Below are 22,619 nucleotides of genomic sequence, written 5' to 3'. Positions count from 1 at the left end.
GAGCGCTCCTTAATCTGCCTCCATGTGGCTTGTCCCGTGCTGTGCACAGCGGAGTTGTGCTCGGATGCGCGCTACCAGGACAGCCGCACTGGGCATTTTTCGAGTGTGTACCTTTGAGCCTACCGCCCAAAACTCACATTATCGACACAGGATTACCCCTCCTACCTGGCTTTTTATCGCAACACTAATGTTGTGAAATTCCTAACGTGCGGTGATGGTCGCAGCGGTCGCGGCCGATATGAGGCAACCCCCAGACTGGGCGATGAAGACGCCCGAATCTGGGGGTAGTTAGTGGTGTAGAACTTTATGGCTAAACCCTTTTAGGGGACCAAGAAGCCCAGCACGTTGGTCATGAGGAAGACGATGACGCACACGACGGCGAGGAAGGCCACGGAGTAGCCCACGACCGCCTTGAAGATGCGGGATTCCTCGCCCTCCATCTGCACGGCGGTGGCGGCGATGGCCAGTGACTGCGGGGAGATCATCTTGCCCACAACGCCACCGGAGGTATTGGCGGCCAGCATGAGGTCCGGATTGACGCCGATGCGCTCGGCGGCGGTGACCTGCAGGTTGGCAAAGAGTGCGTTGGCGGAGGTATCCGAGCCGGTGACGGCGGTGCCGATCCAGCCCAGGACGGGGGAGAAGAGCGCGAAGATGCCGCCGACAGAAGCCACGAACTGGCCGATGGAGATGGTTTGGCCGGAGTAGTTCATGGTGTAGGCCAGTGCGAGGACCAGGATGATGGTCAGCGCGGAGAACTTCATGCGGGAGACAACCTCGCCGAACTTGGTCAGCGGCGCGGAGGCGTCCAGCTTGTAGCGGCCGTTCTCGTTGAAGGTCATGTAGATAAGGGCCACGATGATGCCGGAAATCAGCAGTAGGGTTCCCGGGTTGCCCAGCACGTTGAACGTGAAGGCGGTGTCCATGGCGTGGCCTTCGGCGTCGAAGACGGTGCCGTCGAGAAGCGGCCAGGCAACGTTGACCTGGAGGAAGCCGAAGATGGCCGGCCATGCGGTGGCGATGGCGAAGACAGCGGTGACCACGGCATAGGGCAGCAGGGCCATCCAAATGCGGCTGCTGTTGAGATCCGTGACCTCCTCCTGGGCGGGCAGCTCCATGCGCTCGCGCAGGCTGTCGACACCCTTGGGCTTCCACACACGCAGGAAGATGAAGCCCGCGCCGAGGGAGACGATGCAGGCCACGACGTTGGTGAGCTGGTAGGCGAAGAAGGTAGCCGCGGCCCACTGGGCAATGGCGAAGGAGATGCCGATGACGGCCGCGGCGGGGCCGGCCTCCTTAACACCGCGCATGCCGTCAAGGATAAAGAGGATGAAGAAAGGCACGACGGCGGCAATGAGCAGGACCTGGAGGGAAATCAACGCGGCGATGTCAGCGGTCTGCTCGGCGGTGCGCCCGCCGACCGAGCCCGCGGTGGTGACTGGGATGCCCACCGCGCCGAAGGCCACGGGCGCGGTGTTGGCAATGAGCACCGTGGTGGCCGCCTTGAGCGGCTTAACACCCAAGGCCAGGATCATGGTCGCCGTAATCGCCACGGGGGCGCCGAAGCCGGCGAGGGCCTCCAGCAGGCCGCCGAAGCAGAAGGCGATGAGGATGGCCTGGATGCGGATATCGCCATCGCCCAGCAAGTCAAAGGTCTTGCGCAGGTCATTGAATCGTCCGGAAGCCACGGTCACTTCGTAGAACCAGATGGCGGTGATGATCACCCAGACGATGGGGAAGAGGCCGAAGAGCCCGCCGCGCACCGCGGAGGACAAAGCCATGCCGGTTGGCATGCCCATGCCGAAAATGGCGATGAGAACCGCTACGAGAAGCGCTACCGCACCCGAGGTGTGGGCGCGGGCCTTGATCCCCAGGAGCATGATGAAGAACGCGATGAGCGGCAGCGTGGACACCAGCGCGGTAAGCCCGACGTTGCCAGCGATGGCGTCGGTGGTGATTGTGAATGTAGACATAACGCTCACTTCAGGTTGAGTCCCGCCGGCGTCCCTGCGGTGTGGCACCACAAGTTTCGGCCGGGCGAGAGAGGCGAAAGAATAAATCGGTTCAGATATCAAGTTTAGGGTAAAACCATGCGAGTGCTTGTGTCGCCGGATTCACACTACGGGGGTGGGTGACCTTGCTAACGTCCGCGACCTGATAGTGCCTCCCAGCGGCGGGGACGATAGACTTTGGCCCTATGAATCCTGAAGATCTTTCCGTCCTGATCAAGAACACCGCTGCCGCCGTGCTCACCGAGCATGAGCTGGACGCCTCAGTCCTGCCAGAGACCGTGACCGTGGAGCGTCCGCGCAACCCGGAGCACGGCGATTACGCCACCAACCTGGCCCTCCAGGTGGCTAAGAAGGCTGGCGCCCAGCCGCGCGAGTTGGCGCAGTGGCTTGCCGACGCCCTTGCAAGCAACGACGCCATCGATGAAGCGTCCATCGCGGGCCCGGGATTCCTCAACATTCGCCTCGCTGCCGCCGCGCAAGGTGCCATCGTGGCGCAGGTTCTTAACGCCGGCTCAGAGTTCGGCAGCAATTCCACCTACCAGGGCAAGAAGATCAACCTCGAGTTTGTCTCCGCGAACCCGACTGGTCCCATCCACCTGGGTGGTACCCGTTGGGCCGCCGTGGGTGACTCACTCGGCCGCGTGCTCGAGGCCTCCGGCGCGGACGTGACCCGCGAGTACTACTTCAACGATCACGGCGGACAGATCGACCGTTTTGCTCGCTCCCTCGTGGCCGCGGCCAAGGGCGAGCCCACCCCGGAGGACGGCTACGGCGGAGACTACATCAAGGACATCGCGCAGGCGGTAGTGGAGAAGAACCCGCAGGCTCTCGAGGGCAGCGATGCCGAGGTCCAGGAGAACTTCCGCGCTGACGGCGTGGAGATGATGTTTGCCCAGATCAAGGAGTCCCTCCACGAGTTCGGCGTGGACTTCGACGTGTACTTCCACGAGAATTCCCTCTTCGAATCCGGTGCCGTGGAGAAGGCCATCCAGACGCTCAAGGACAACGGCAAGCTCTACGAAGCCGAGGGCGCGTGGTGGCTGAAGTCCACCGAATACGGCGACGATAAGGACCGCGTGGTCATCAAGTCCGACGGCAACGCCGCCTACATCGCCGGTGATATCGCTTATGTGGCCGATAAATTCGACCGCGGCCACGACCTGGCCATCTACATGCTGGGCGCTGACCACCACGGTTACATCGCCCGCTTGCGTGCCTCGGCCCAGGCTTTGGGTTATGACCCGGAGGCCGTCGAGGTGCTCATCGGCCAGATGGTGAATCTGGTCCGCGACGGTAAAGCGGTCAAGATGTCCAAGCGCGCGGGAACCGTTATCACCTTGGATGACCTCGTCGAGGCCATCGGCGTCGACGGCGCGCGCTACTCGCTGGTGCGCTCCTCCGTGGACTCCAGCCTGGACATTGACTTGGGCCTGTGGGCCTCCCAGTCGTCCGATAACCCGGTCTACTACGTGCAGTATGGCCACGCCCGCATCTGCTCGATCCTGCGCAAGGCCACGGACCTGGGCTTCGACACTGCCGCGCTTGGCGACGCCCCCCTCGACCTCCTCACCCACGACAAGGAAGGCGACCTTATCCGCACCCTGGGCGAGTTCCCCGAGGTTGTGGCCACCGCCGCCACGCTGCGTGAACCGCACCGCATCGCGCGTTATGCCGAGGAGCTCGCTGCCGTGTTCCACCGTTTCTATGACCAGTGCCAGGTGCTGCCGAAGGCAGGCGAAGAGACCGAGCCGATCCACTCCGCACGCCTCGCCCTGGCTGCAGCCACCCGCCAGGTCATGGCGAATGCCTTGACCATGGTCGGGGTCAGCGCGCCGGAGAAGATGTAAGAAAAGGTATCGATGACTGATTTCAATTCTCTTCCGGCCCACGTGTGGCCGCGCAACGCCGCTCGAGACTCGAATGGTGTGGTCTCGATTGGCGGTGTAGCGCTGACGGACTTGGCCGCCGAATACGGCACCCCGCTCTACGTTTTCGACGAGCAGGACTTCCGCTCGCGTTGCCGGGATATGGCCCAGGCCTTCGGCGGGCCCGACCACGTGCACTATGCCTCCAAGGCTTTCATTACCAAGCGCATCGTGCGCTGGGTTGACGAGGAGGGCTTGTGCCTCGACGTGGCCTCCCTCAACGAGGCAAAGCTGGCCCTGGCCGCGGGTTTCCCGGCGGAGCGCATGACCGCCCACGGCAACAACAAGGAAGACGAGTACCTGCAGCTGTGCGTGGACAAAGGTATCGGGCACGTCGTCCTCGACAACGAGGAGGAGCTCTCGCGCCTCAACAGCATCGCGGCGTCCGCCGGCCGCGTGCAGCCGGTGATGATCCGCGTTAAGCCTGGCGTGGATGCGCATACCCACGAGTTCATCGCCACGGCTCATGAGGACCAAAAGTTCGGCATTTCCCTGTCCACCGGTGCAGCCTTCAACGCCGCACAGAAGGTGCTGGAATCCGCCAACCTTAAGCTCGTGGGCCTGCACTGCCACGTGGGGTCTTCGGTGTTTAATGCTGATGGTTTCAAGCTGGCCGCCGAGCGCGTGCTCAGCCTGTACAAGCGCATCCACTGCGAGCTCGGCGTTGCCCTCGAGGAGCTGGACTTGGGCGGCGGCTTCGGCATTCCCTACATGGAATACGAGGAAGCGCTCGACGTCGCCACGCTGGCCAAGGATCTGCTCGACGCCGTGGAGCGCACCGCCACCGAGCTCGACATCACGCCGCCCTTCGTACTGGTGGAACCCGGTCGCTCCCTGGTGGGTGCCTCTGCGGTCACCGTGTACCGCGTGGGCACGGTCAAGGATGTGGAGACCGGCAAGGCGGATCTGCCGATGCGCCGCTACCTCTCCGTGGACGGCGGCATGTCCGATAACATCCGCCCAGCGCTTTATGGCTCGGAGTACGACGTGCGCGTGGTCAACCGCCGCACCCGGGGCGAGCCCGTGGATTCGCGCATCGTGGGCTTCCACTGCGAGTCCGGTGACATTCTGGTCAACGAGCGCCGTTTCCCCTCGGATATCACCACCGGTGATCTCCTCGCCTTCGCCACCACCGGCGCCTATCAGTACATGATGGCCTCGCGCTACAACGGTGCTCTGCGCCCGGCGGTCGTGTCCGTGCGCGACGGCAAGGCCCAGCTCATGCTGCGCCGGGAGACGGTGGAGGACTTGCTGGCGTTGGACGTCGATTAGTGCGGCGTTGTCACAGCTCACCGTATTTTATTCACTATGACATGGCCGGTCGCGCCCAGTGCCGGCCATTTTGTATAGAAATAGACAGCTCGTTCTGTATAGTGATGGGCTAGCACGTAAGAATCAAACGCAACATCAACAAAGGGACACCATGACGACGAACCGTAGCAAGAAGCCCGAAGGCGAACCAGTAGGTATTGCGCTGCTTGGGTTTGGCACCGTAGGCGCCGAGGTTTTCCGCCTCGTGCAGGAGAATGCGGACGCTTTTGCGCACCGCATCGGCGGCCCGGTGGAGATCCGCGGCGTTGCCGTGCACAACAAGAACAAGCTGCGCCCAGGCGTGCCGGAGGAGCTGCTGACCGACGACGCCAAGGCGCTTGTCCTGCGCGATGATATCGACCTCGTCGTCGAGGTTATCGGCGGCATTGACTTCCCGCGCGAGCTCGTTCTCGCCGCCCTTAATGCTGGCAAATCCGTGGTTACCGCCAATAAGGCCCTCGTGGCCGCGCACGCTGATGAGCTGGCGGAGGCCGCTGAGCGCGCTGACGTCGACCTCTTCTTCGAGGCTGCGGTGGCCGCCGCCATCCCGGTTGTCGGCATGCTGCGCCGCTCCCTGGCCGGTGACAAAATCCAACGCATCTCCGGAATCGTCAACGGAACCACCAACTTTATCTTGGACGCCATGGAGACCACCGGCGCCTCCTACGAGGACGCGCTGGCTGAGGCCACCCGTCTGGGCTACGCCGAAGCCGATCCCACCGCGGACGTGGAGGGCCACGACGCCGCCTCCAAGGCCGCCATCCTGGCATCCCTGGGGTTCTACACTCGCTTGACCTTCAACGATGTCTATTGCGAGGGCATTTCCAAGATCACCGCGGATGATATCGCGGCCGCCAACCAAGCCGGTTATTCCATCAAGCTGCTCGCTATTTGTGAGCGCTTGGTTGATGAGGAAACCGGCGCGGAATCCGTCAATGCCCGCGTGCACCCGACTTTGGTCCCGAAGGATCACCCGTTGGCGTCGGTTAGTCAGTCCTACAATGCCATCTTCGTCGAGGCGGAGGCCGCCGGTTCCCTGATGTTCTACGGCAACGGTGCCGGCGGCAACCCGACGGCTTCGGCTGTGCTGGGTGACGTCATCGGCGCGGCACGCAACATTGTCCACGGCGGCCAAGCGCCGGGGGAGAACACCTACGCCAACCTACCTATTGCGGAGTTCGGAGAAGTGGAAACTCGTTATCACGTCGACATGGAAGTTGAAGACCGCACCGGCGTGCTTTCTGCCATCTCCGGTGTCTTTGCCCGCCACGGGGTGTCACTGCGCACCGTGCGCCAGGAGGACGGCGATGCCACCGCTCGCCTCATCGTGGTGACCCACGCAGCGAAGGAAGCGGTGCTCGAGGAGATCGTCGCTGCCCTCGGCGAGCTCGATGAGGTTAAGGCCGTTCACTCCGTCATCCGCCTGGGCGTATAGGGACTCAGAGAGAACAATGAGTATCGATATCGAAGTAGGCACCAAGGTCACCGTCCAGGTCCCGGCATCCTCGGCCAACCTGGGCCCGGGCTACGACACCCTGGGTATTGCGCTGAGTCTCTACGACACCGTGGAGGTGGAAGTCACCCGCTCCGGCCTGGAGGTGGAGATCTTCGGCGAGGGCGCAGACGAGCTGCCGCGCGATGGCTCCCACTTGGTTGTCAAAGCCATCCGCTCAGCGCTGAAGGCTGCCGACGTGGAGGTTTCCGGCCTGCGTGTGGTGTGCACGAACAACATCCCGCAGTCCCGTGGTCTGGGCTCCTCGGCGTCCGCCGCGGTGGCCGGCGTGGCCGCGGGCAATGGCCTGGCGGGCTTCCCACTTTCGGAGCAGCAGGTTGTGCAGCTGTCCTCGGCTTTCGAAGGGCATCCGGATAACGCCGCTGCCTCTGTGCTGGGCAATGCCGTGGTGTCCTGGACCACCGTGCCTGTCGACGGCCGCTCGCTGCCGGAGTACCGTGCCGCGACCTTGGACGTGCACCCGAGCATTAAGGCCACGGCCTTGGTCCCGGATTTCCATGCGTCGACGCAGGCCGTGCGCCGCGTGCTGCCCTCGCACGTCACGCATGCCGATGCCGCCTTCAACGTCTCCCGCACTGCAGTAAACGTGGCGGCGCTGACCACCTACCCGGACCTGCTGTGGGAGGGTACCCGCGACCGCCTGCACCAGCCCTATCGCGCTGACGTTCTGCCGGTCACCGCGGAGTGGGTGAACCGCTTGCGCAACCGCGGCTACGCCGCCTATCTCTCCGGCGCTGGCCCCACCGTCATGGTCCTGCACACCGAGCCCATCGAGGAGGAGATCCTCGATGATGCCCGCGGTCAGAATCTGCGCGTGCTGGAGCTGGAGGTCGCCGGGCCGGTCACCGTCGAGCGCGGTTAGCCTAGCTCGCTGCTCTCTTCCACGTCAATTCGGCACACGCCGTTTCCGGCTTTGGGTATGAGCTTCAGGCTCAGCCGCCCGCCGGAATCGGCAGCCGCTTGATCTAGGTAGCCATCATGGATGGCGCAGACGAAGGGGGAGGGCTGAATTCCGGCCGTGACGAACGGGCAGGCGTGGAGTTGCACTGTGGTGCGGCCTTCTTCGGTGCGGCCTTCTTCGGCGAATTGCTCCACCGAAGTTACCGGGTCAAAGCCCATATCGCGCATCGTCTGGTAGAGAGGTGCCAGCGCCTCAGCACCGTGGCTCGTGGCCGCAGCTTGAGCCCACGCGCGGCCGATCTCTCGTGCTTGCTCGGAAGAAAAGTCATTGAGCTGCTCTTTATCCGCCAGCGCTGTGACCAAGACGCTAATCAGCGTGACGTATTCCTCCGCCACCGAACGGTTGTCGGGTACACGTACTTGGAAGATCAGGGAGGGGCGCCCGCGCCCGTGCGCTGGGGCGGTAACTACCCGCACCGCGCCGGCGTTAACGAGCTCATCTAGGTGGCCGCGCGCGGTGTTAACGTGCATCCCCAGTTCCTGTGCAATCTCGGCGGCGCGTGCTCCTTGCGGGAATGTCTGCAGGGTTGAGAGTACCTCGCTCTGCTTGGGGGAGAGCTTCATCGTGTCGGGAAAAAGCTCAGTAGACGAGCGCGGGCTATGCGCAGATGACGTAGACATAAACGGCCTCTCCTTGGACAATGCTACGAGGATCTTACATCTGCTCGCAGCTCTTCCCTATTTCAGCGCATAAAGCCTTAAAGCAGCGGAATCGAGGAACACAGTCACAACCTCACCGGGGGCCTTGCTGCCTGCTGGTTGGTCTAGAGTCACCCGTTGGCCATCGATCTCCACCAGGGTTGAGCTGCCTAAGTCAGCAAGAATTGTGGCGCTCAGTGCCCCGGCGTTGTCGAAGTTCAGTGCGCTCTGGGGGAAGGCCGCCCAGTGGTCACCGCTGCGAGCAGGAGTGAACACTCCATCGCGGAGGCTACCCCGTAACAGATTGACGCCTGATAGCTCTGCCATGAAGAGAGTGGTGGGCTGCTCCAGTAGCTGATCCGCGGGTCCTTGCGAGATGACCTCGCCGGCTTCCATTACAGCGATGTCGTCTGCCAGCGTGGTGAGGTCCACGCGGTTGTGGGTGACAATGATGGTGGTGCGGTCTGCCGCCGAGAGGCGCAAAAGGTGACGCCACCGGGCGGCTGATTCGACGTCCATGGCGGCAAAGGGCTCATCCGCGACCAATACCTCGGGCCGTGTCGCCAGCGCGCGCAGGAGGGCAACCTGCGCGGCCTGCCCGCCGGAAAGCTCGGAAACATGGACCAGCTCCTGCAATCCAGCTGCGTTCAGCAACTCCTGGGTCCTTTGTCCATCCTTGGTCACCATGGTCAAAGCTTGTTCCACGGTGGCGGTGGGAGGCAGCCCGGGGTCCTGGGAGAGCATGACCACACGCTCGGCATTCGTCTGGGCTCCCTGCAAGCGCCCGCTAATGAAACGCATCAACGTGGTCTTTCCCGCGCCGTTGGGGCCAACCACTGCAGTCACGCGCCCGCCACGGAATGACGTGGTGGTGGTACCAATCGTGACGACGAGATCGCGGGGAGAGTCCTGTGGGGAGGTCATCGTGCGGAGCGCAGCCGGGTCCATTGGCTGCAAAGCGCGCACAGCTTGCTCGCGGCGGCGGCGCAGCAGCAGGGGCATTCCGGCGGCGGTGAGCGTGAGGATGGCTATCCCAATCAACACGGCCGACAGCGCATAGGCATTGTCCGCGCTGACCTCACGCTCAAGGTAGATGCCGTTGGGCATGGTCCGAGTAGAACCGGGCAGGGAGCCGGCGAAGGTGATCGTCGTTCCGAATTCACCCAGCGAGCGGGCGAAAGCTAGTGCTCCGCCCGTGAACACCGCAGGGAGGATAGCGGGCAGGATGATGCGCCGAAGAATGGTGCTGGGGCTCAGGCCGATGCCCCGCGCGCTGGCCACGACTTCGGGGTCGAGCTGCCGCAGCGCAGAATCCACCGCCACCACCACGAAGGGCAGGGTGACGAATAAGTGAGCTGCCACAACACCGGGAAAGGCGAAAGACACGTGCAGCCCAGCCTGCTCCAAAACCGGACCAAGCAGTCCGCGGCGCCCGAGCAGCGCGGTGAGTGCCAACCCGCCCACCACGGGAGGCATGGCCAAAGGGAGATAGACCACCAGACGCACAAGGTGAGACACGCGGCGCAGCTGCTGGAGCCACAGAGCCAGACAGGTGCCCAGGATCGTGGATAGCAAGGTAGACAACGCCGCCGCGGAAAGGCTGACGCGGAGGAGGTCATGGGTCGCCGGAGCGCTCAGCGTGTCGGCGAGCTTCGGCCAGGGCACTCGCACCCCGAGGGCGAGCACTGGGGCAAGGATGTAGACCGCAGCAAGCACGCCGGCGGCGATGACCGGCCACGTTGTCCGCGGGCGCTGTTCGTGCAATATCACGCGTGACACTTAGTCCACCGGGCTAAAACCGAATTTTTCCCAGGTGCTGTCAAAATCCGAGTCGAGGAGGTTGAGGACATCCTGAGCTTCGTCGTGTCGGGGTGAATCAGTTACCACCGCGCCCATGATCTCGTTACGGAAGTCTTCCGCGTGGTCCAGCGGAATGGCCTCGACGTCCTCGCTAGCGGCGGCATCGGTGGAATAGACCCACCCGGCGTCCGCCTCACCGGAGGCGACCTTACCCAGGACGTCAGCTACCTGTCCCTCCAAGGAGGAAGCGTGCAGGTCCCAGTTGTTGGCCTCCATGATGCGCGTAGAGATGGCGCCGCAGGGCACGCTTGGGTCGCAGAGCACGAGGTGTGCTGAGGGATCCAGGTCGGCCGCGGAGCGCAGTCCCAAGGGATTGCCCTTCGGCACGACCATGACCATGACGTTGCTGGCTAGGGTCACGGGGGTGTCGACGGTGCCCTGAGCGGTCGCATCATCCATGGTCTCCCGGGAAGCCGTGAGGAGCAGATCTGCGGGAGCGCCTTCATTGATTTGCTGTACCAGGGCAGAAGAGCCGCCGTTGTTGAACGCCAGCGGGGTTTCAGACGCACTGGAGAGTTCGTCGTTGAGCACACGGGTGGAGGACGCGGCAAATACCTGCAACGGCTCGTCGGAGCTGGAGGAGCAGCCGCCGACAGTCAGCGCGGCGGCGAGAACAGAGACAGCAATTTTCAAGCGGCGCATGGTGAGTTACGTTACGGCATCTTTACGCGGTCCGCGTGAATTTAATATGGACTTCCTTTGGTTCCTTCTTGAGGTATTCACGGTCGAAGGATTCTTCGCGCTGGTCCACCTCTTTGAGTAACGGAAGCGGGTCGTGCGGAGCAATGAGAATCATGGATTCGCCCACGTTGAGGGTGCCCAGGGCTCCATGGATGGCGCCGTGGCGCACTGCATGAGGGATTTCGGACGCGTTAAGGGTGGGAATGTCGCGGCCCTTGGAAGTGTCGACAAGCGGCAAGTTCATTGATGGATTCCTTTCGAGTTCTAGGGCGGCGGGCGTTGCTGCCCGTGCAACTAATTTACTACGATTATATCCGTGCAAATAAGTATGTCAGATATGTCTCTGCGTGATGTCTCCCTGGCTTCGCGCCGGCGCTGGCACACCCTTGCCTTTAGCCTCGTCGCGCTCTGGATCACGGTCGGCGTGGGAATCACCGTGGCAAGTTTTTGGGGAGCACCCGTCGTGTGGTGGGACCTCATCCACCCATTTACCCTCGGCGCGCTGACCACCGCGATCCTCGTATTCAGTACCCACTTCACGGAGGCGCTCACCCGCACTCCGGCGGTCGGCTTCCGCGGGGTGGGCGCGCGGGTAGGGCTGGTCCAGGTGGGACTGGTACTTCTCCTCATTGATCGTGCAGGCTATGACTGGGGCGTGCTTGCGGATATCGGCTCCGCTCTCGTCATCGCTGCCGTTTCGTGGCACCTGTGGGCGCTGTGGACCACGCTCCGGGGCTCTTTGTCTGGTTCTTTCGCCGTGACCGTTCCTTTTTATCTGGCGGCGGCCTGCTTCATGATGTTCTCGGTGCTACTGGTCATTCTGGCCGCGCACGGGGTAGGGAATTACTCGCTGTTGGTGGCCGCGCACTCACGCGGGATGGTGTGGGGCTTCGGACTGCTTACCATCCTGGGCACGGTCATCACGCTGTTGCCCACGTTGACCCGAACCCCCATTTCAGCGGTTGCCCGGGCGCGGTGCAGCCGGGCGTTGAGCGTGCATTGCGTGGGGCTGGGGGTGGCCATGCTTGCCGACGCCTCCGGGCTCACCCGCGCCGCCGGCATGGCGCAGCTGCTCACCGTGCTTGCTGCCGTACTCATCATCCAGCCAGTGCTGGCCGGCGCGCTTGGTGGCGACAAGACCACGGCTAGCGTGTCCGCGATGGCGGGTCTGGTGTGGATGGTGGCGCTCTGTGCCGGTGACGCCGCGGCCACCATCGCAGGGGCCTACCCACGCGCGGTCACGTTACTGCTCATGCCGGCGTTTCTGGGCGCCGGCCTGCTGCAGCTTGTCACCGGGGTGCTCCATCACATGCTTCCCATCCTGGCCGGGGCGGCCCGTCCCGCGCACGGGCATATTGCCGGGTTCCTGCGCGTGGCGCTCATTAACGTGGGCGGTGTGCTCAGCCTCCTCGGCATTGCTGGTGTGTCTGTGGCCGGGCTTATCATGATGGGGCTTGGACTCATCGCCAATAGTGCGGCCCTGGCATGGGCCGTCGCATCATCTCAAGGAGAAATTCATGTCAAGCGTGCCCGTTAAGAAGGAGCATTCCGAAAAGAAGTGGGCGTCCTGGCTCATCATCATCGTCGCGCTCCTCGCTGTCATTGGGCTGGCTGTGTTTAACTCGACCACAGGTAAGCAGGACCCAGCTACGGTGGCATCCGCCGACGCCGTGACCGTTGACGTCTCCGTGGACGGCATGGCCTTTGTCCCGTCCTCCATTGACGTGGCAGCGGGCAGTCACCTCGTAGTGAATTTCACTAACACCGGTGACCAGGTCCATGACCTGAAGATTGGGCGCGAGGAGACGGGCCGGGTGGAACCGGGCGAAACGGTGCAGCTCGACGCCGGAATCATCGAGGAGTCTGTGGAAGGTTATTGCACGATCGCCGGGCACAAGATGCAAGGTATGACGTTCATGGTCAACGTCGGCGAGTCAGCATCCGGCGAGCATGATCATGCGGGGGCGTCGGAAAGCACCGGCTCCGCCGGCGCACCGGCGACGGTGCCCTCGGCTGCCGAGCGCATGGCAGCCCGCGAGAACTTTAAGGCTTTTGATGCCTCCCTTGCCCCCGCCGAAGGGGACCTCCATGAGGAAACGTGGGTGATGACCGAGGAAGAAGTCGAGGTTGCCCCAGGCGTGCGCCAAACCCGGTGGCTTTTCAACGGGCAAGCACCCGGGCCTACCTTGCGCGGCAAGGTAGGGGATAAGTTCCGCATCACCATCAAAAACGAGGGCTCGATGGGGCACTCGGTGGACTTTCACGCGGGTGAGGTCAACCCGGATGAGAACATGAAGTCGATCCAGCCGGGTGAATCGCTGACCTATGAATTCGTGGCACACAGGGCGGGTATCTGGATGTATCATTGCTCGACCATGCCGATGAGCTTGCACATTGCCAATGGCATGGCGGGATCGGTCATCATCGATCCTCGCGGGGAGGACGCGCTGGCAGACGTCGATGCGGAGTACGTCATGACGGTGAACGAGGTCTTTCTAGCCTCTGCGGGTAAGGAAGCTGAGGGCGCTAACGCGCAGCGCGTCAGCGACGGCGACTATGACCTCACGGCCTTCAATTACTATCCCAACCAGTATGATGTTGCTCCGCTGCGCGCCAAGGTGGGCGATACCGTGCGCATCTGGGTGGTCAACCTCGGCCCGGATCTGCCGTTGAGCTTCCACGTCGTGGGCGAACAATTCGACACCGTGTACAAGGAAGGCGCCTACCTGATTAAGGGCGCGAAGGATTCCGGATCCCAGGCGCTCGACCTTCTACCTGCCCAGGGCGGATTCGTGGAGATGACCTTCAACGAGCCGGGCACCTACTCTTTTGTCAACCACCTCATGACGAACGCGGAGAAGGGCCAGCACGGCCAGATTATCGTTGAGTAGCAAGGCGCTCGCGCCGTAGACGTAATTCGTCCAAGGTGTCGATATCGCGTACTGCGTGCGTTGCCTCGACCTCGGCGATGGTGCCCGCGAGCCTCAGTAAGTGCATGGCCGGCTTGTTGCGTGGATCTCCGAGCTCCTCCAGCGCGCGGGTGAGGGCCTTAGTGCGCCACAGCGCACACAGCGGTTGTAGGCTCCCGTCGAGGGTAGCCACAGCGACATCCGCGCCCGAGCTAGCCAGAGACTTGTGGAGGGCGGGCAGTACCTGCGGGGAATCCGGGGCATCGACGGCAAAGATTGCTGTGGTAGCCCTCGCGTCACCAGCCAGTGCGGCGTGGCCCGCAGCGATACCTGCAGCTGGCCCGCCGAAGAGGGGACTTTCGCACACCTGGGGCATGCCTAAACGATAGGGCGAGACGACCGCTATCGGCGCGCCATAAGGAAGCTGGCGCAGCAGTCGGTCGATGAGGCGTTCACCGGCGAGCCTCACGCTAGCCTTGTCCACGCCGCCCATGCGTTGGCCGCGCCCGCCGGCTAAAACGATGACACCTGGCACTTTGCTTAACCTTTCGTTCCGGGCAGCTCGCGGGACCAATCACCGGAGCGGCCCCCGGACTTCGCGGTGATGCCGCAGCGCCGGATATAGGCGGAGCGGTCGACGCCTTTGACCATGTCAATGACCGCCAAGGCGGCGATGTTCACCGCGGTGAGCGCCTCCATTTCCACACCGGTGCGGTCAGCGGTGCGCACTGTGGCTTCGATGAAGACGTGGTCTTCACGCAGCTCAATGTCCACCGCACAGCCATGCACCCCAATGGTGTGGGCCAACGGAAGGAGATCGGGAACCTTCTTGGCCGCCGCGATGCCAGCCACACGCGCAACCGCAAGCACGTCCCCCTTAGGCACGGTTCCCTCCCGCAGCGCGGTGAGAACTTCTGGTGAGCACGCGACCTCGCCTTGGGCGGTAGCGGTGCGTACCGTGGGCTGCTTTTCGGTGACGTCCACCATGTAGGCGGAGCCGGCGTCGTTGAGGTGAGTGAACTTCATGTCTAAACAGGGATCCTTTCCTAGCGTGGACCTAGCCTAGCTGACCTAGCCTAGCTGAAGAAGAGCGGACCGATCCGGGGGTTCAGATGCGCGATCTTTGGCAGCAATGGAGGGGTGGGGGATGTGGAGGTAGATTGTGACGCTAGTAGGGGTAGACGGTAAGTTGCTCGCCGGCGGCGACCGGACTCGTCAGCAGCGCAAAGCCGTGTGTGCCCGGAAGGGCGGCAACGTGGTGGCTGCGCATACGCGGACCCGGCGGTGGGCTTGCGGTAATGGATTCCGTCATGGTGATGGAGCACGGCTGAATGAGCGGGTGGTGAGGTTCGGGGAAGTCCGCACCGGCGACGGCCGTGAGGCACGGCCGGTCCTTGACACCCGCGGGGCGGGGCAGTCCGCGCAGAGAGCGCAGCAGTTGGGTGAGGTAGAGGTGTGCGGAGACAAACGCCGCCACCGGGTTGCCCGGCAAACACACCACGGGGATACCGTCCCAGAGCGCATGGCCCTGAGGCGCGCCGGGCCGTTGGTTGACGTGGCCGAACCAGTAAGAATCGCGTTCCACGGAATCCTCAATCACGGCGCGGACCACGTCAAAGGCGCCGGCTGAGACGCCGCCGGTGGTGACAATGAGATCGGAATCCGCAGCGGCCGCGTTGAAGCGCCGCTGCAGCTCAATGGGGGAATCTCCACAGACCGTGCGGGTGATCTCGCAGAGACCGGTGGAAGAAATGAGGGCTTCGAGCATGGGCCCATTCGAATCGGAAAGCTGGCCGTTGATCAGCTCCTCACCCGTGGCAATGATGGTTACTCGTGGGATGCGGTGAACCACGGCGCTGTCAACGCCGGAGGAGAGGCTGGCGGCGATAAGGGGGGCGTCGACAAGCGTGGCAGATCCAGCGAGTTGGTGGCCGGCGTCGATGTGGGAACCGCGTCGCCGGATATGGTTACGGTCGGGCAGGTGGTGCACCGTAACGGTTTCAGGCACAGGTCCGGGCCCTAGGGGAACATCGGTGTTTTCTACTGGTATGACCAGGCCATCAAAACCCTCCGGAACCTCCCCGCCAGTCATAATTCGCACCGCGGTCCCAGGACGCGGGACCTGGGCGGGTGAGCCTGCTGGGACATCACCTATAACAGGCAGCGTGAATGGGGTGGGTAAGTCATCAGGTGACGCCGGAGTTGGGATGAGGAAGCCGTCCATCGCCGAATTATCCCGCGGCGGGAGGGGAAGACGGGCGAAGAGTGGCTTGGCCAGAACGCGGCCTTGTACAAGGGGAGCGCGCTCAGCAGGCAGGGCGCGAATCAATGCGTGGAGGCGGTCGAAGTACTCCTCGATGCTTAAGTCAGTCCCGGTGCTTGTCATTGCACCCAATCTAGCCGCCGATGGCGGACATCGGGCGATCGGGCTGGAGGAATCCTTCGTCATCCACACCATGGCCCGGAAGCTTCTTCCACATTTCGCCCGCCCATGCGGCGGCGAGTTCCGCGTCGCTAGCGCCGCTGCGCAACAAGTCCCGCAAGGACGTCTCTGAGTTTCCAAATAAGCAATTACGTACAGCGCCGTCCGCGGTGAGTCGCGTGCGGTCGCAATTGCCGCAGAAAGGCCTTGTCACGGATGCGATGACGCCGATTCGGCCTACCGGTATTAAGCCATCGCGCGATTGTGCGTTCCACAGCGCGGCGGGGGCTGAGCCGCGGGGACCCTGCACAGGTGTGAGCTCGAATTCTTCACCCAAACGAGCCAAAATATCTTCTGCGGTGACCATCCGGGAGCGTTCCCATTCTTCGCGCGGACCTAGTGGCATCTGCTCGATGAAGCGCAGCTGCGCGCCTCGCTCGAGGCAGTAGCGTGCCAAGGGGACGATGTCCTCTTCATTTACTCCGGGCATAACTACGGCATTAACTTTGACCGTGCCCAGACGCCCTTCGCGGTGGGCGGCTGTGGCGGCTTCGATGGCGGCGAAGACATCGCCAAGCCTGTCGCGCCGGGTGAGGCGGGCATAAAGCTCAGGATCAATGGTGTCTAGGGAGATGTTGACGCGGTCCAGTCCCGCCTCAATGAGACCGTCCAGGCGGCGGGGGAGTCCCAAGCCATTGGTCGTCAGTGCGGTGGCGGGGGCCAACTTTTCGTCTGTGCGTAGCTGCGTGGTAGCGGCGATAATCTTCTCTAGCGACTTGCGCAGCAAAGGTTCGCCGCCGGTAAAGCGCACCTGGCGAATGCCCAAGTGGGTTACGGCAATCCTGATGAGGCGGATGGTCTCGTCGTCGCTGAGCGTCTGTGCAGTGGGCATCCACTCGAGGCCCTCGGCGGGCATGCAATACGTACAGCGGAGGTTGCAGCGATCGGTCAGCGAGACTCGAAGGTCGCGCGCTTGGCGTCCATAACGGTCGAGCAAGTCGCGGCGACCATCGCTTAATGCAGGCGGCAGGTCCGGAGGCGTTGCGTCGGCACCGCCGCGGGTGGAACCGCGCGGGGAGGGCGTAGGCAGAAAGACGCGATCAGACATTAACCACACTTTAGCCGGAGTAATAGCAGATCTATAGTCGCACGGCCCCTTTATTGCGTGGCGCCTTCTTCGGCGTCGAGGCGTTGAGCCTCGCCTGGGCCCTTGAGCCGGATGATGTTATAGGCACCCTCGGCAAGATGGGCACGGAGATCCTTCTTGTCGAACTTGCCCACCGAGGTCTTGTCGATGGACTTCACGAAGGTCCAGTACTCCGGCAGCATCCACGATGGAAGCTCAGAGCGCATCCCGTCACGCAGGCGCTCGGCGGTCTCAATCGTGGGGCTGATATCCGCGGCAAGCACGGTGACGGCCAGCGGGCGCTCGACCCACTGCTTGTCGGGGTAGCCAATGACGGCGCATTCGAGCACCACCGGGTTGGCCATGATGAGGTTTTCCAACTGGACGGAGTAGATCCACTCGCCGCCGGAGCGGATGACATCGCGCGCGCGATCCTCCACGGTGAGGAAGCCATCCTCGTTGACGAATCCGACGTCACCAGTGCGCAGCCAGCCATCGGCAGTGAACTTCGAGGCCGCGTCCTCGACGTCTTTTCCGCGGAACTCGTGAGCAGCGCCGCCATCCTCCGAGGTGGGCGAGTGGTAATAGGAGCCGGTGACCAAGTTGCCGCGCACCTGAATCTCGCCCGCATTGCGGTCGGTGGTGTTGACCACGTGGCCGTCATTGACCACCCGGTATTCCAGGGAGGAAGGAAAGCGCCCCTGGGAAATACGGTAGGCCCACCGGGCTTCACCCGAAGCACCTGAGGGCGGGCGCGCCACTGTACCCACCGTGGTGGTTTCCGCCATGCCCCAGACATGGACCACGTCCACGCCATAGCGCTCCTCCCAGCTCTTGATGAGCTGCGGCGGAACTGGTGAGCCGCCGGCAAAAATCTCCGTCAGCGTCATGCGCTCCGGCGGGTTCTTGAGGTAGTGCACGAAGAGCTGAATCCAAATGGTGGGCACACCGTGCGCCACGCGCGGGGAGGTGGCGGCGATGATTTTGGCCAGGGTGGCGGGGGAGACGTCGGCGTCGGGAAGCACCAGCGGCGTGCCCGTCATCCACGCCGCAAAGGGAACGCCCCAGCTCAACACGTGATAGATGGGAATGCAGCACAGAAATGTTTCCCCGTGGGTCACACACAAGGAATCGGAGGAGCGCAGCTGCATACCTTCCAAGTACAGGGCGCGGTGCGAGTAGAGCACGCCCTTGGGTGCACCGGTGGTGCCTGTGGAGTAGCACAGGGCGGCAGCGGTGTGCTCATTCAACACCGGCCAGTTGTACACGGTGGAGCGCCCATCCAGAAGCTGTTCGTAGCTATAAACCTCAACGTTGCCCGGCAGGGCAATGCTGGGCTTGTCGACGCCCGTGAATACCACCGCGCGCACGCACTCCACTCCGTCTAATACGCGGGCGAGCTGCTCCGCTAACCGGGCATCTGCGACGATGACGCGAACCTCGGCGTGGTTGATGATGTGCCGGATCTGATCATTCATGAGCTGCTTGTTGAGCGGCGTAAACACCGCTCCCTTGCAGGCCGTTCCGAAAAGCACTTCGAGGTGTTCGGCGCAATTCCACATCAGGGAGCCCACGCGTTCATCACCAGTGATGCCGAGCGTGTCATGCAGGGCGTGGGCGAAAGCGGCGGCGCGTGCACCGATATCGGCGAAGGTCGTCTCTTCGCGTTCGTTGCCGGGATTGGCGCTGTGCCACGTGACTACCTGGGTTTGGCTGTGGACGGAGGAGCCGTACTCCAGGATGCGGGTGAGGGACAGCGGGATATCCTGCATTGTGGAGAGCATGCGCACCACTTTAGCCGTGTCAGTGTGAGCGCGGTGGATGGATGCGGTATAGTTGTTCGCGACTGGCGGGGAAAGCCTTCCTCGCACCTCCGAGCTCCCTCCACGGCGTGCACACCTGCGGTGAAAAACTCATGGCAGTCCAACGGTGCGCGCGGCAATGAGAGGGTAGAGATACGCTCGCAGTCGCCTTCTTAAAATATCTCCCCGCGATTGACCCGCGGCCGCTTCCTTGAGTTCTTTTCGGAGTTCAGCAAGGAGTTCTTCACGTTCTGCTCCGCAGGGCCGGAGAGGGGGGAGAGCCAAAGAAAACCACCGCCCACGGGGATCGCGGTTGCGTGAACTCGCTGGTGGCGGCGGACCATCTCAATTACACACTGGCTTCCAACGCCCACGTGGAGCGGCACCACGCACAATGCGGGTGCGGCTGAATAGACGGCGCGCGTTGGTGAAGCGACGAAAGGATATCCGTGAGCGATACGGACAAGACCGCAGCACAGGATCTCGCGTCCCTGAAGCTGCCGGAATTGCGCAAGCTGGCTGCGGAGCGCGGACTTCGCGGCGTCTCCGGACTGCGCAAGGGGGATCTCATCACCGCACTGACCACCGGCCAGGTGCCAGCGCGCGGCGCGAAGGCCGCAGCCCAAGCGGAGCCCAAGAAGGACGAACAGCCGCGCCGCGCTACCCGCAAGGCTTCTCGCCCTGCCGGCGCCGCAGACCAGGAGTCCGAGCAGCCGGAGCAGGATAAGAAGCGCAAGCAGGACCAGCCGAAGCAGCAGACTGATGAAGCTGCCAAATCTGACAAGGCTGATAAGTCCGAGCACAACGACGGTAACGACGAGCACCGCTACGAGTCCCGCTCCCAGGCTCGCCGCGCCCGCCGCAACCGCGCCCGCCGCCAGGAGCGCGAGGCCCGCGAAGAGGCCAAGGGCAACGGCAACGGAAATAACAACGGTGCCGAGGACAATAACGGCAAGTCCGAGGACAACCAGTCCCGCGGTGGAAACAATTCCGATAACGGTGATCGCGGCAATGGCGGCAACGGTGGCAATAACGGTGGCGGCCACAACAATAACCGCCGCGACAACCACCGCAACGACGATGACAACAATGGCGGCGGCCGCCGCAACCGCCGCAACCGCCGTAACCGCCGCGGGCGTGACCGCGATGGTGGCGGCAATGGTGGCAACGATCTGCAGATCCGCGAGGGCGATGAAGTACAGGTAGTCGGCGGCATCCTGGAGGTCGTGGACAACAACGTGGCCTTCCTGCGCACCACCGGCTACCGCGCGGCCAGCTCCGATGTCTTTGTTAACAACAACCTCGTGCGCCGCCTGGGCCTGCGCTCCGGCGACGCGCTGACCGGCAAGGTCAAGGTTTCTGGCCCGACCCACACCCACGGCAACGGCCGCAACCGCCGCAAGTACAACCAGCTGGTGGAGGTCGACACCGTCAACGGCCTGGATCCGTCGACTGCGAAGGACCGCCCGGACTTCTCCAAGCTCACCCCGCTTTACCCGAACCAGCGCCTGCGCTTGGAGACGGATCCGAAGATCCTCACCACCCGCGTCATCGACCTCATCATGCCGATTGGTAAGGGCCAGCGCGCGCTCATCGTCTCCCCGCCGAAGGCCGGTAAGACGACGATCCTGCAAAACATCGCCAACGCCATCGCCACGAACAATCCGGAGTGCTACCTCATGGTGGTCCTCGTGGACGAGCGCCCCGAAGAGGTCACGGACATGCAGCGCAGCGTCAACGGTGAGGTCATCGCTTCCACCTTTGACCGCCCGCCGTCAGAGCACACCTCCGTGGCGGAGCTGGCCATCGAGCGCGCCAAGCGCTTGGTGGAGCAGGGCAAGGACGTCGTCGTCCTGCTCGATTCCATCACCCGCCTGGGCCGCGCCTACAACAACTCCTCCCCGGCGTCGGGCCGCATTCTGTCCGGTGGTGTCGACTCCAACGCCCTGTACCCGCCGAAGCGCTTCTTGGGTGCTGCCCGCAACATCGAAAACGGTGGCTCGCTGACCATCATCGCCACCGCGATGGTGGAAACCGGCTCCACCGGTGACACGGTCATCTTCGAGGAATTCAAGGGCACCGGCAACGCCGAGCTCAAGCTCGACCGCGCCATCTCCGAGCGCCGCATCTTCCCGGCCGTGGACGTCAACCCGTCCGGCACCCGCAAGGACGAACTCCTCCTGGTTCCGGAGGAGGCGCGCATCATGACCAAGCTGCGCCGCATCCTGTCCGGCCTGGATTCCTTTGCTGCCATCGATTTGCTGATCAAGCAGCTCAAGAAGACCCGCTCCAACGGCGAATTCCTCATGCAGGTGGCCTCGTCTGCGCCCATGGCGGCAGATATGGATGAGGAGGACTACAAATAATGTCGAACCAGGTTTCCCTCGTTGATGACATCGTCTCCGAGTACCAGGGCATCGAGATGCAGATGGCTGACCCGGATGTAGCCGGAGATCAGAAGCAGTTCCGCAAGCTGTCCAAGCGCTACGCTGAACTGCGCCCCATCGTTGCTGTCAACGATGAACTCGTCCAGGCCCGCCAAGACCTGGCCGACGCCAAAGAGATGGCCTATGAGGACCACGAGTTCCAGCCCGAGGTTGAGCGCCTCGAACCGCTCGTCGTGGAGCTGGAGGAGAAGCTCGCGGATCTGCTCGCTCCGCGCGATGAGCAGGACTCCGAGGACATCATCATGGAGATCAAGGCCGGCGCCGGCGGCGAAGAGGCAGCACTTTTCGCTGGCGACCTAGCCCGCATGTACGAGCGCTTCGCCGACAAGGCCGGCTTCCAGTGGGAGGTCCTGGGCCTCAACGAGTCCGACCTCGGTGGCGTCAAAGACATGTCCATCTCCTTCAAATCCAAGACCCCGTCCCGTGATGGCGCGTGGAGCGTGTTCAAGTTTGAGGGCGGCGTCCACCGCGTGCAGCGCGTTCCGGTGACCGAGTCCCAGGGCCGCATCCAGACCTCCGCAGCCGGTGTGCTGGTCTACCCGGAGCCGGAAGAAGTCGAAGCAGTCAACATCGATGACAAGGACATCCGCGTCGACGTCTACCGCTCCTCCGGTAAGGGCGGCCAGGGCGTGAACACCACTGACTCCGCCGTGCGCATTACCCACCTGCCCACGGGCCTGGTGGTGACCTGTCAGAAGGAGCGCTCCCAGATCCAGAACAAGGCGCGCGCCCTGCAGGTGCTGCAAGCCCGCCTGGATCAAATGGAGCGCGAGGCACGCGAGGCCGAGGCCGGCGAGCAGCGTGCATCCCAGGTGCGCACCATGGACCGCTCCGAGCGCATCCGCACCTATAACTGGCCGGAGAACCGCATTACCGATCACCGTATCGGCTACAAGGCAAATAACCTCGACTCCGTTCTCAACGGCGACATGCACGACCTCATCGAGGCCCTGCAGGCCCAGGAGCGCGCCGAGCGCCTCGAGGCCGAGGGCTAGAAGGCTAAGGCACGGTT

At 63.2% G+C, this 22,619-nt stretch carries 18 protein-coding genes; 8 read left to right on the top strand and 10 right to left on the bottom strand.

What is annotated here, in order from left to right; translation table 11 throughout:
• Window positions 1–320: 320 nt before the first annotated feature.
• Window positions 321–1,973, bottom strand: a complete 1,653-nt coding sequence (locus HMPREF2760_RS08775) for an L-lactate permease (RefSeq protein WP_070562998.1) — start codon at window positions 1,971–1,973, stop codon at window positions 321–323.
• Window positions 1,974–2,197: 224 nt separating this feature from the next.
• Here HMPREF2760_RS08775 and argS point away from each other — a divergent pair, with 224 nt between their 5' ends.
• From argS to thrB, 4 genes are all read left to right on the top strand, one after another.
• Window positions 2,198–3,859: an arginine--tRNA ligase gene (gene argS, locus HMPREF2760_RS08770; protein WP_070597087.1), complete on the top strand. Its 1,662-nt coding sequence runs from the start codon at window positions 2,198–2,200 to the stop codon at window positions 3,857–3,859.
• Window positions 3,860–3,871: 12 nt separating this feature from the next.
• Window positions 3,872–5,209: a diaminopimelate decarboxylase gene (gene lysA / locus HMPREF2760_RS08765; RefSeq protein WP_070597086.1), complete on the top strand. Its 1,338-nt coding sequence runs from the start codon at window positions 3,872–3,874 to the stop codon at window positions 5,207–5,209.
• Between the two features lie 151 nt (window positions 5,210–5,360).
• Window positions 5,361–6,683, top strand: a complete 1,323-nt coding sequence (locus HMPREF2760_RS08760) for a homoserine dehydrogenase (protein WP_070597085.1) — start codon at window positions 5,361–5,363, stop codon at window positions 6,681–6,683.
• A 16-nt stretch (window positions 6,684–6,699) separates the two neighbouring features.
• Complete coding sequence (gene thrB, locus HMPREF2760_RS08755; protein ID WP_070597084.1) at window positions 6,700–7,623, top strand: homoserine kinase; 924 nt, start codon at window positions 6,700–6,702, stop codon at window positions 7,621–7,623.
• Here the strand turns inward: thrB and HMPREF2760_RS08750 are convergent.
• The 4 genes from HMPREF2760_RS08750 to HMPREF2760_RS08735 are packed head-to-tail and all read right to left on the bottom strand — an operon-like array spanning window position 7,620 to window position 11,145.
• Complete coding sequence (locus HMPREF2760_RS08750) at window positions 7,620–8,342, bottom strand: helix-turn-helix transcriptional regulator (protein WP_070597083.1); 723 nt, start codon at window positions 8,340–8,342, stop codon at window positions 7,620–7,622. The genes thrB and HMPREF2760_RS08750 overlap by 4 nt on opposite strands.
• A 57-nt stretch (window positions 8,343–8,399) precedes the next feature.
• Window positions 8,400–10,130, bottom strand: coding sequence for an ATP-binding cassette domain-containing protein (locus HMPREF2760_RS08745; protein ID WP_246823661.1), 1,731 nt, complete (start codon window positions 10,128–10,130; stop codon window positions 8,400–8,402).
• Between the two features lie 9 nt (window positions 10,131–10,139).
• On the bottom strand, window positions 10,140–10,862 hold the full coding sequence (gene modA / locus HMPREF2760_RS08740; protein WP_046648918.1) for a molybdate ABC transporter substrate-binding protein: 723 nt from the start codon (window positions 10,860–10,862) through the stop codon (window positions 10,140–10,142).
• Window positions 10,863–10,884: 22 nt separating this feature from the next.
• Window positions 10,885–11,145 carry a DUF2249 domain-containing protein gene (locus HMPREF2760_RS08735; RefSeq protein WP_046648919.1) on the bottom strand — a complete coding sequence of 87 codons (261 nt, stop codon included), beginning with the start codon at window positions 11,143–11,145 and terminating at the stop codon, window positions 10,885–10,887.
• Between the two features lie 93 nt (window positions 11,146–11,238).
• Here HMPREF2760_RS08735 and HMPREF2760_RS08730 point away from each other — a divergent pair, with 93 nt between their 5' ends.
• Together HMPREF2760_RS08730 and HMPREF2760_RS08725 are read left to right on the top strand one after the other, a co-directional pair.
• Window positions 11,239–12,438: a beta-carotene 15,15'-monooxygenase gene (locus tag HMPREF2760_RS08730; RefSeq protein WP_070597081.1), complete on the top strand. Its 1,200-nt coding sequence runs from the start codon at window positions 11,239–11,241 to the stop codon at window positions 12,436–12,438.
• Window positions 12,419–13,792, top strand: a complete 1,374-nt coding sequence (locus tag HMPREF2760_RS08725) for a multicopper oxidase domain-containing protein (protein WP_070597080.1) — start codon at window positions 12,419–12,421, stop codon at window positions 13,790–13,792. The genes HMPREF2760_RS08730 and HMPREF2760_RS08725 overlap by 20 nt, the downstream gene beginning before the upstream one ends.
• Here the strand turns inward: HMPREF2760_RS08725 and HMPREF2760_RS08720 are convergent.
• From HMPREF2760_RS08720 to HMPREF2760_RS08700, 5 genes are all read right to left on the bottom strand, one after another.
• Window positions 13,779–14,345, bottom strand: a complete 567-nt coding sequence (locus HMPREF2760_RS08720; protein WP_070597079.1) for a molybdenum cofactor guanylyltransferase — start codon at window positions 14,343–14,345, stop codon at window positions 13,779–13,781. The genes HMPREF2760_RS08725 and HMPREF2760_RS08720 overlap by 14 nt on opposite strands.
• Window positions 14,346–14,350: 5 nt before the next feature.
• The gene (moaC, locus tag HMPREF2760_RS08715; protein ID WP_070563029.1) at window positions 14,351–14,836 is read right to left on the bottom strand and encodes a cyclic pyranopterin monophosphate synthase MoaC; all 486 of its coding nucleotides are present in this window, start codon (window positions 14,834–14,836) and stop codon (window positions 14,351–14,353) included.
• Window positions 14,837–14,978: 142 nt separating this feature from the next.
• On the bottom strand, window positions 14,979–16,196 hold the full coding sequence (locus HMPREF2760_RS08710) for a molybdopterin molybdotransferase MoeA (protein ID WP_070597078.1): 1,218 nt from the start codon (window positions 16,194–16,196) through the stop codon (window positions 14,979–14,981).
• 10 nt (window positions 16,197–16,206) lie between these two features.
• Window positions 16,207–17,340, bottom strand: coding sequence for a GTP 3',8-cyclase MoaA (gene moaA / locus HMPREF2760_RS08705; RefSeq protein ID WP_070597077.1), 1,134 nt, complete (start codon window positions 17,338–17,340; stop codon window positions 16,207–16,209).
• A 50-nt stretch (window positions 17,341–17,390) separates the two neighbouring features.
• The gene (locus HMPREF2760_RS08700) at window positions 17,391–19,142 is read right to left on the bottom strand and encodes a long-chain fatty-acid--CoA ligase (protein WP_070597076.1); all 1,752 of its coding nucleotides are present in this window, start codon (window positions 19,140–19,142) and stop codon (window positions 17,391–17,393) included.
• A 467-nt stretch (window positions 19,143–19,609) separates the two neighbouring features.
• Here HMPREF2760_RS08700 and rho point away from each other — a divergent pair, with 467 nt between their 5' ends.
• Window positions 19,610–21,526, top strand: a complete 1,917-nt coding sequence (gene rho / locus HMPREF2760_RS08695; RefSeq protein ID WP_070597075.1) for a transcription termination factor Rho — start codon at window positions 19,610–19,612, stop codon at window positions 21,524–21,526.
• Window positions 21,526–22,602, top strand: coding sequence for a peptide chain release factor 1 (gene prfA, locus HMPREF2760_RS08690; protein WP_046648926.1), 1,077 nt, complete (start codon window positions 21,526–21,528; stop codon window positions 22,600–22,602). The genes rho and prfA overlap by 1 nt, the downstream gene beginning before the upstream one ends.
• Window positions 22,603–22,619: the final 17 nt, after the last annotated feature.

This window comes from Corynebacterium sp. HMSC065D07, assembly GCF_001810695.1.
In the GTDB taxonomy this organism is placed as follows: domain Bacteria; phylum Actinomycetota; class Actinomycetes; order Mycobacteriales; family Mycobacteriaceae; genus Corynebacterium; species Corynebacterium hesseae.
The sequence above is the reverse complement of the archived record's forward strand: the minus strand, read 5'-3'. Positions and strand labels throughout refer to the sequence as shown.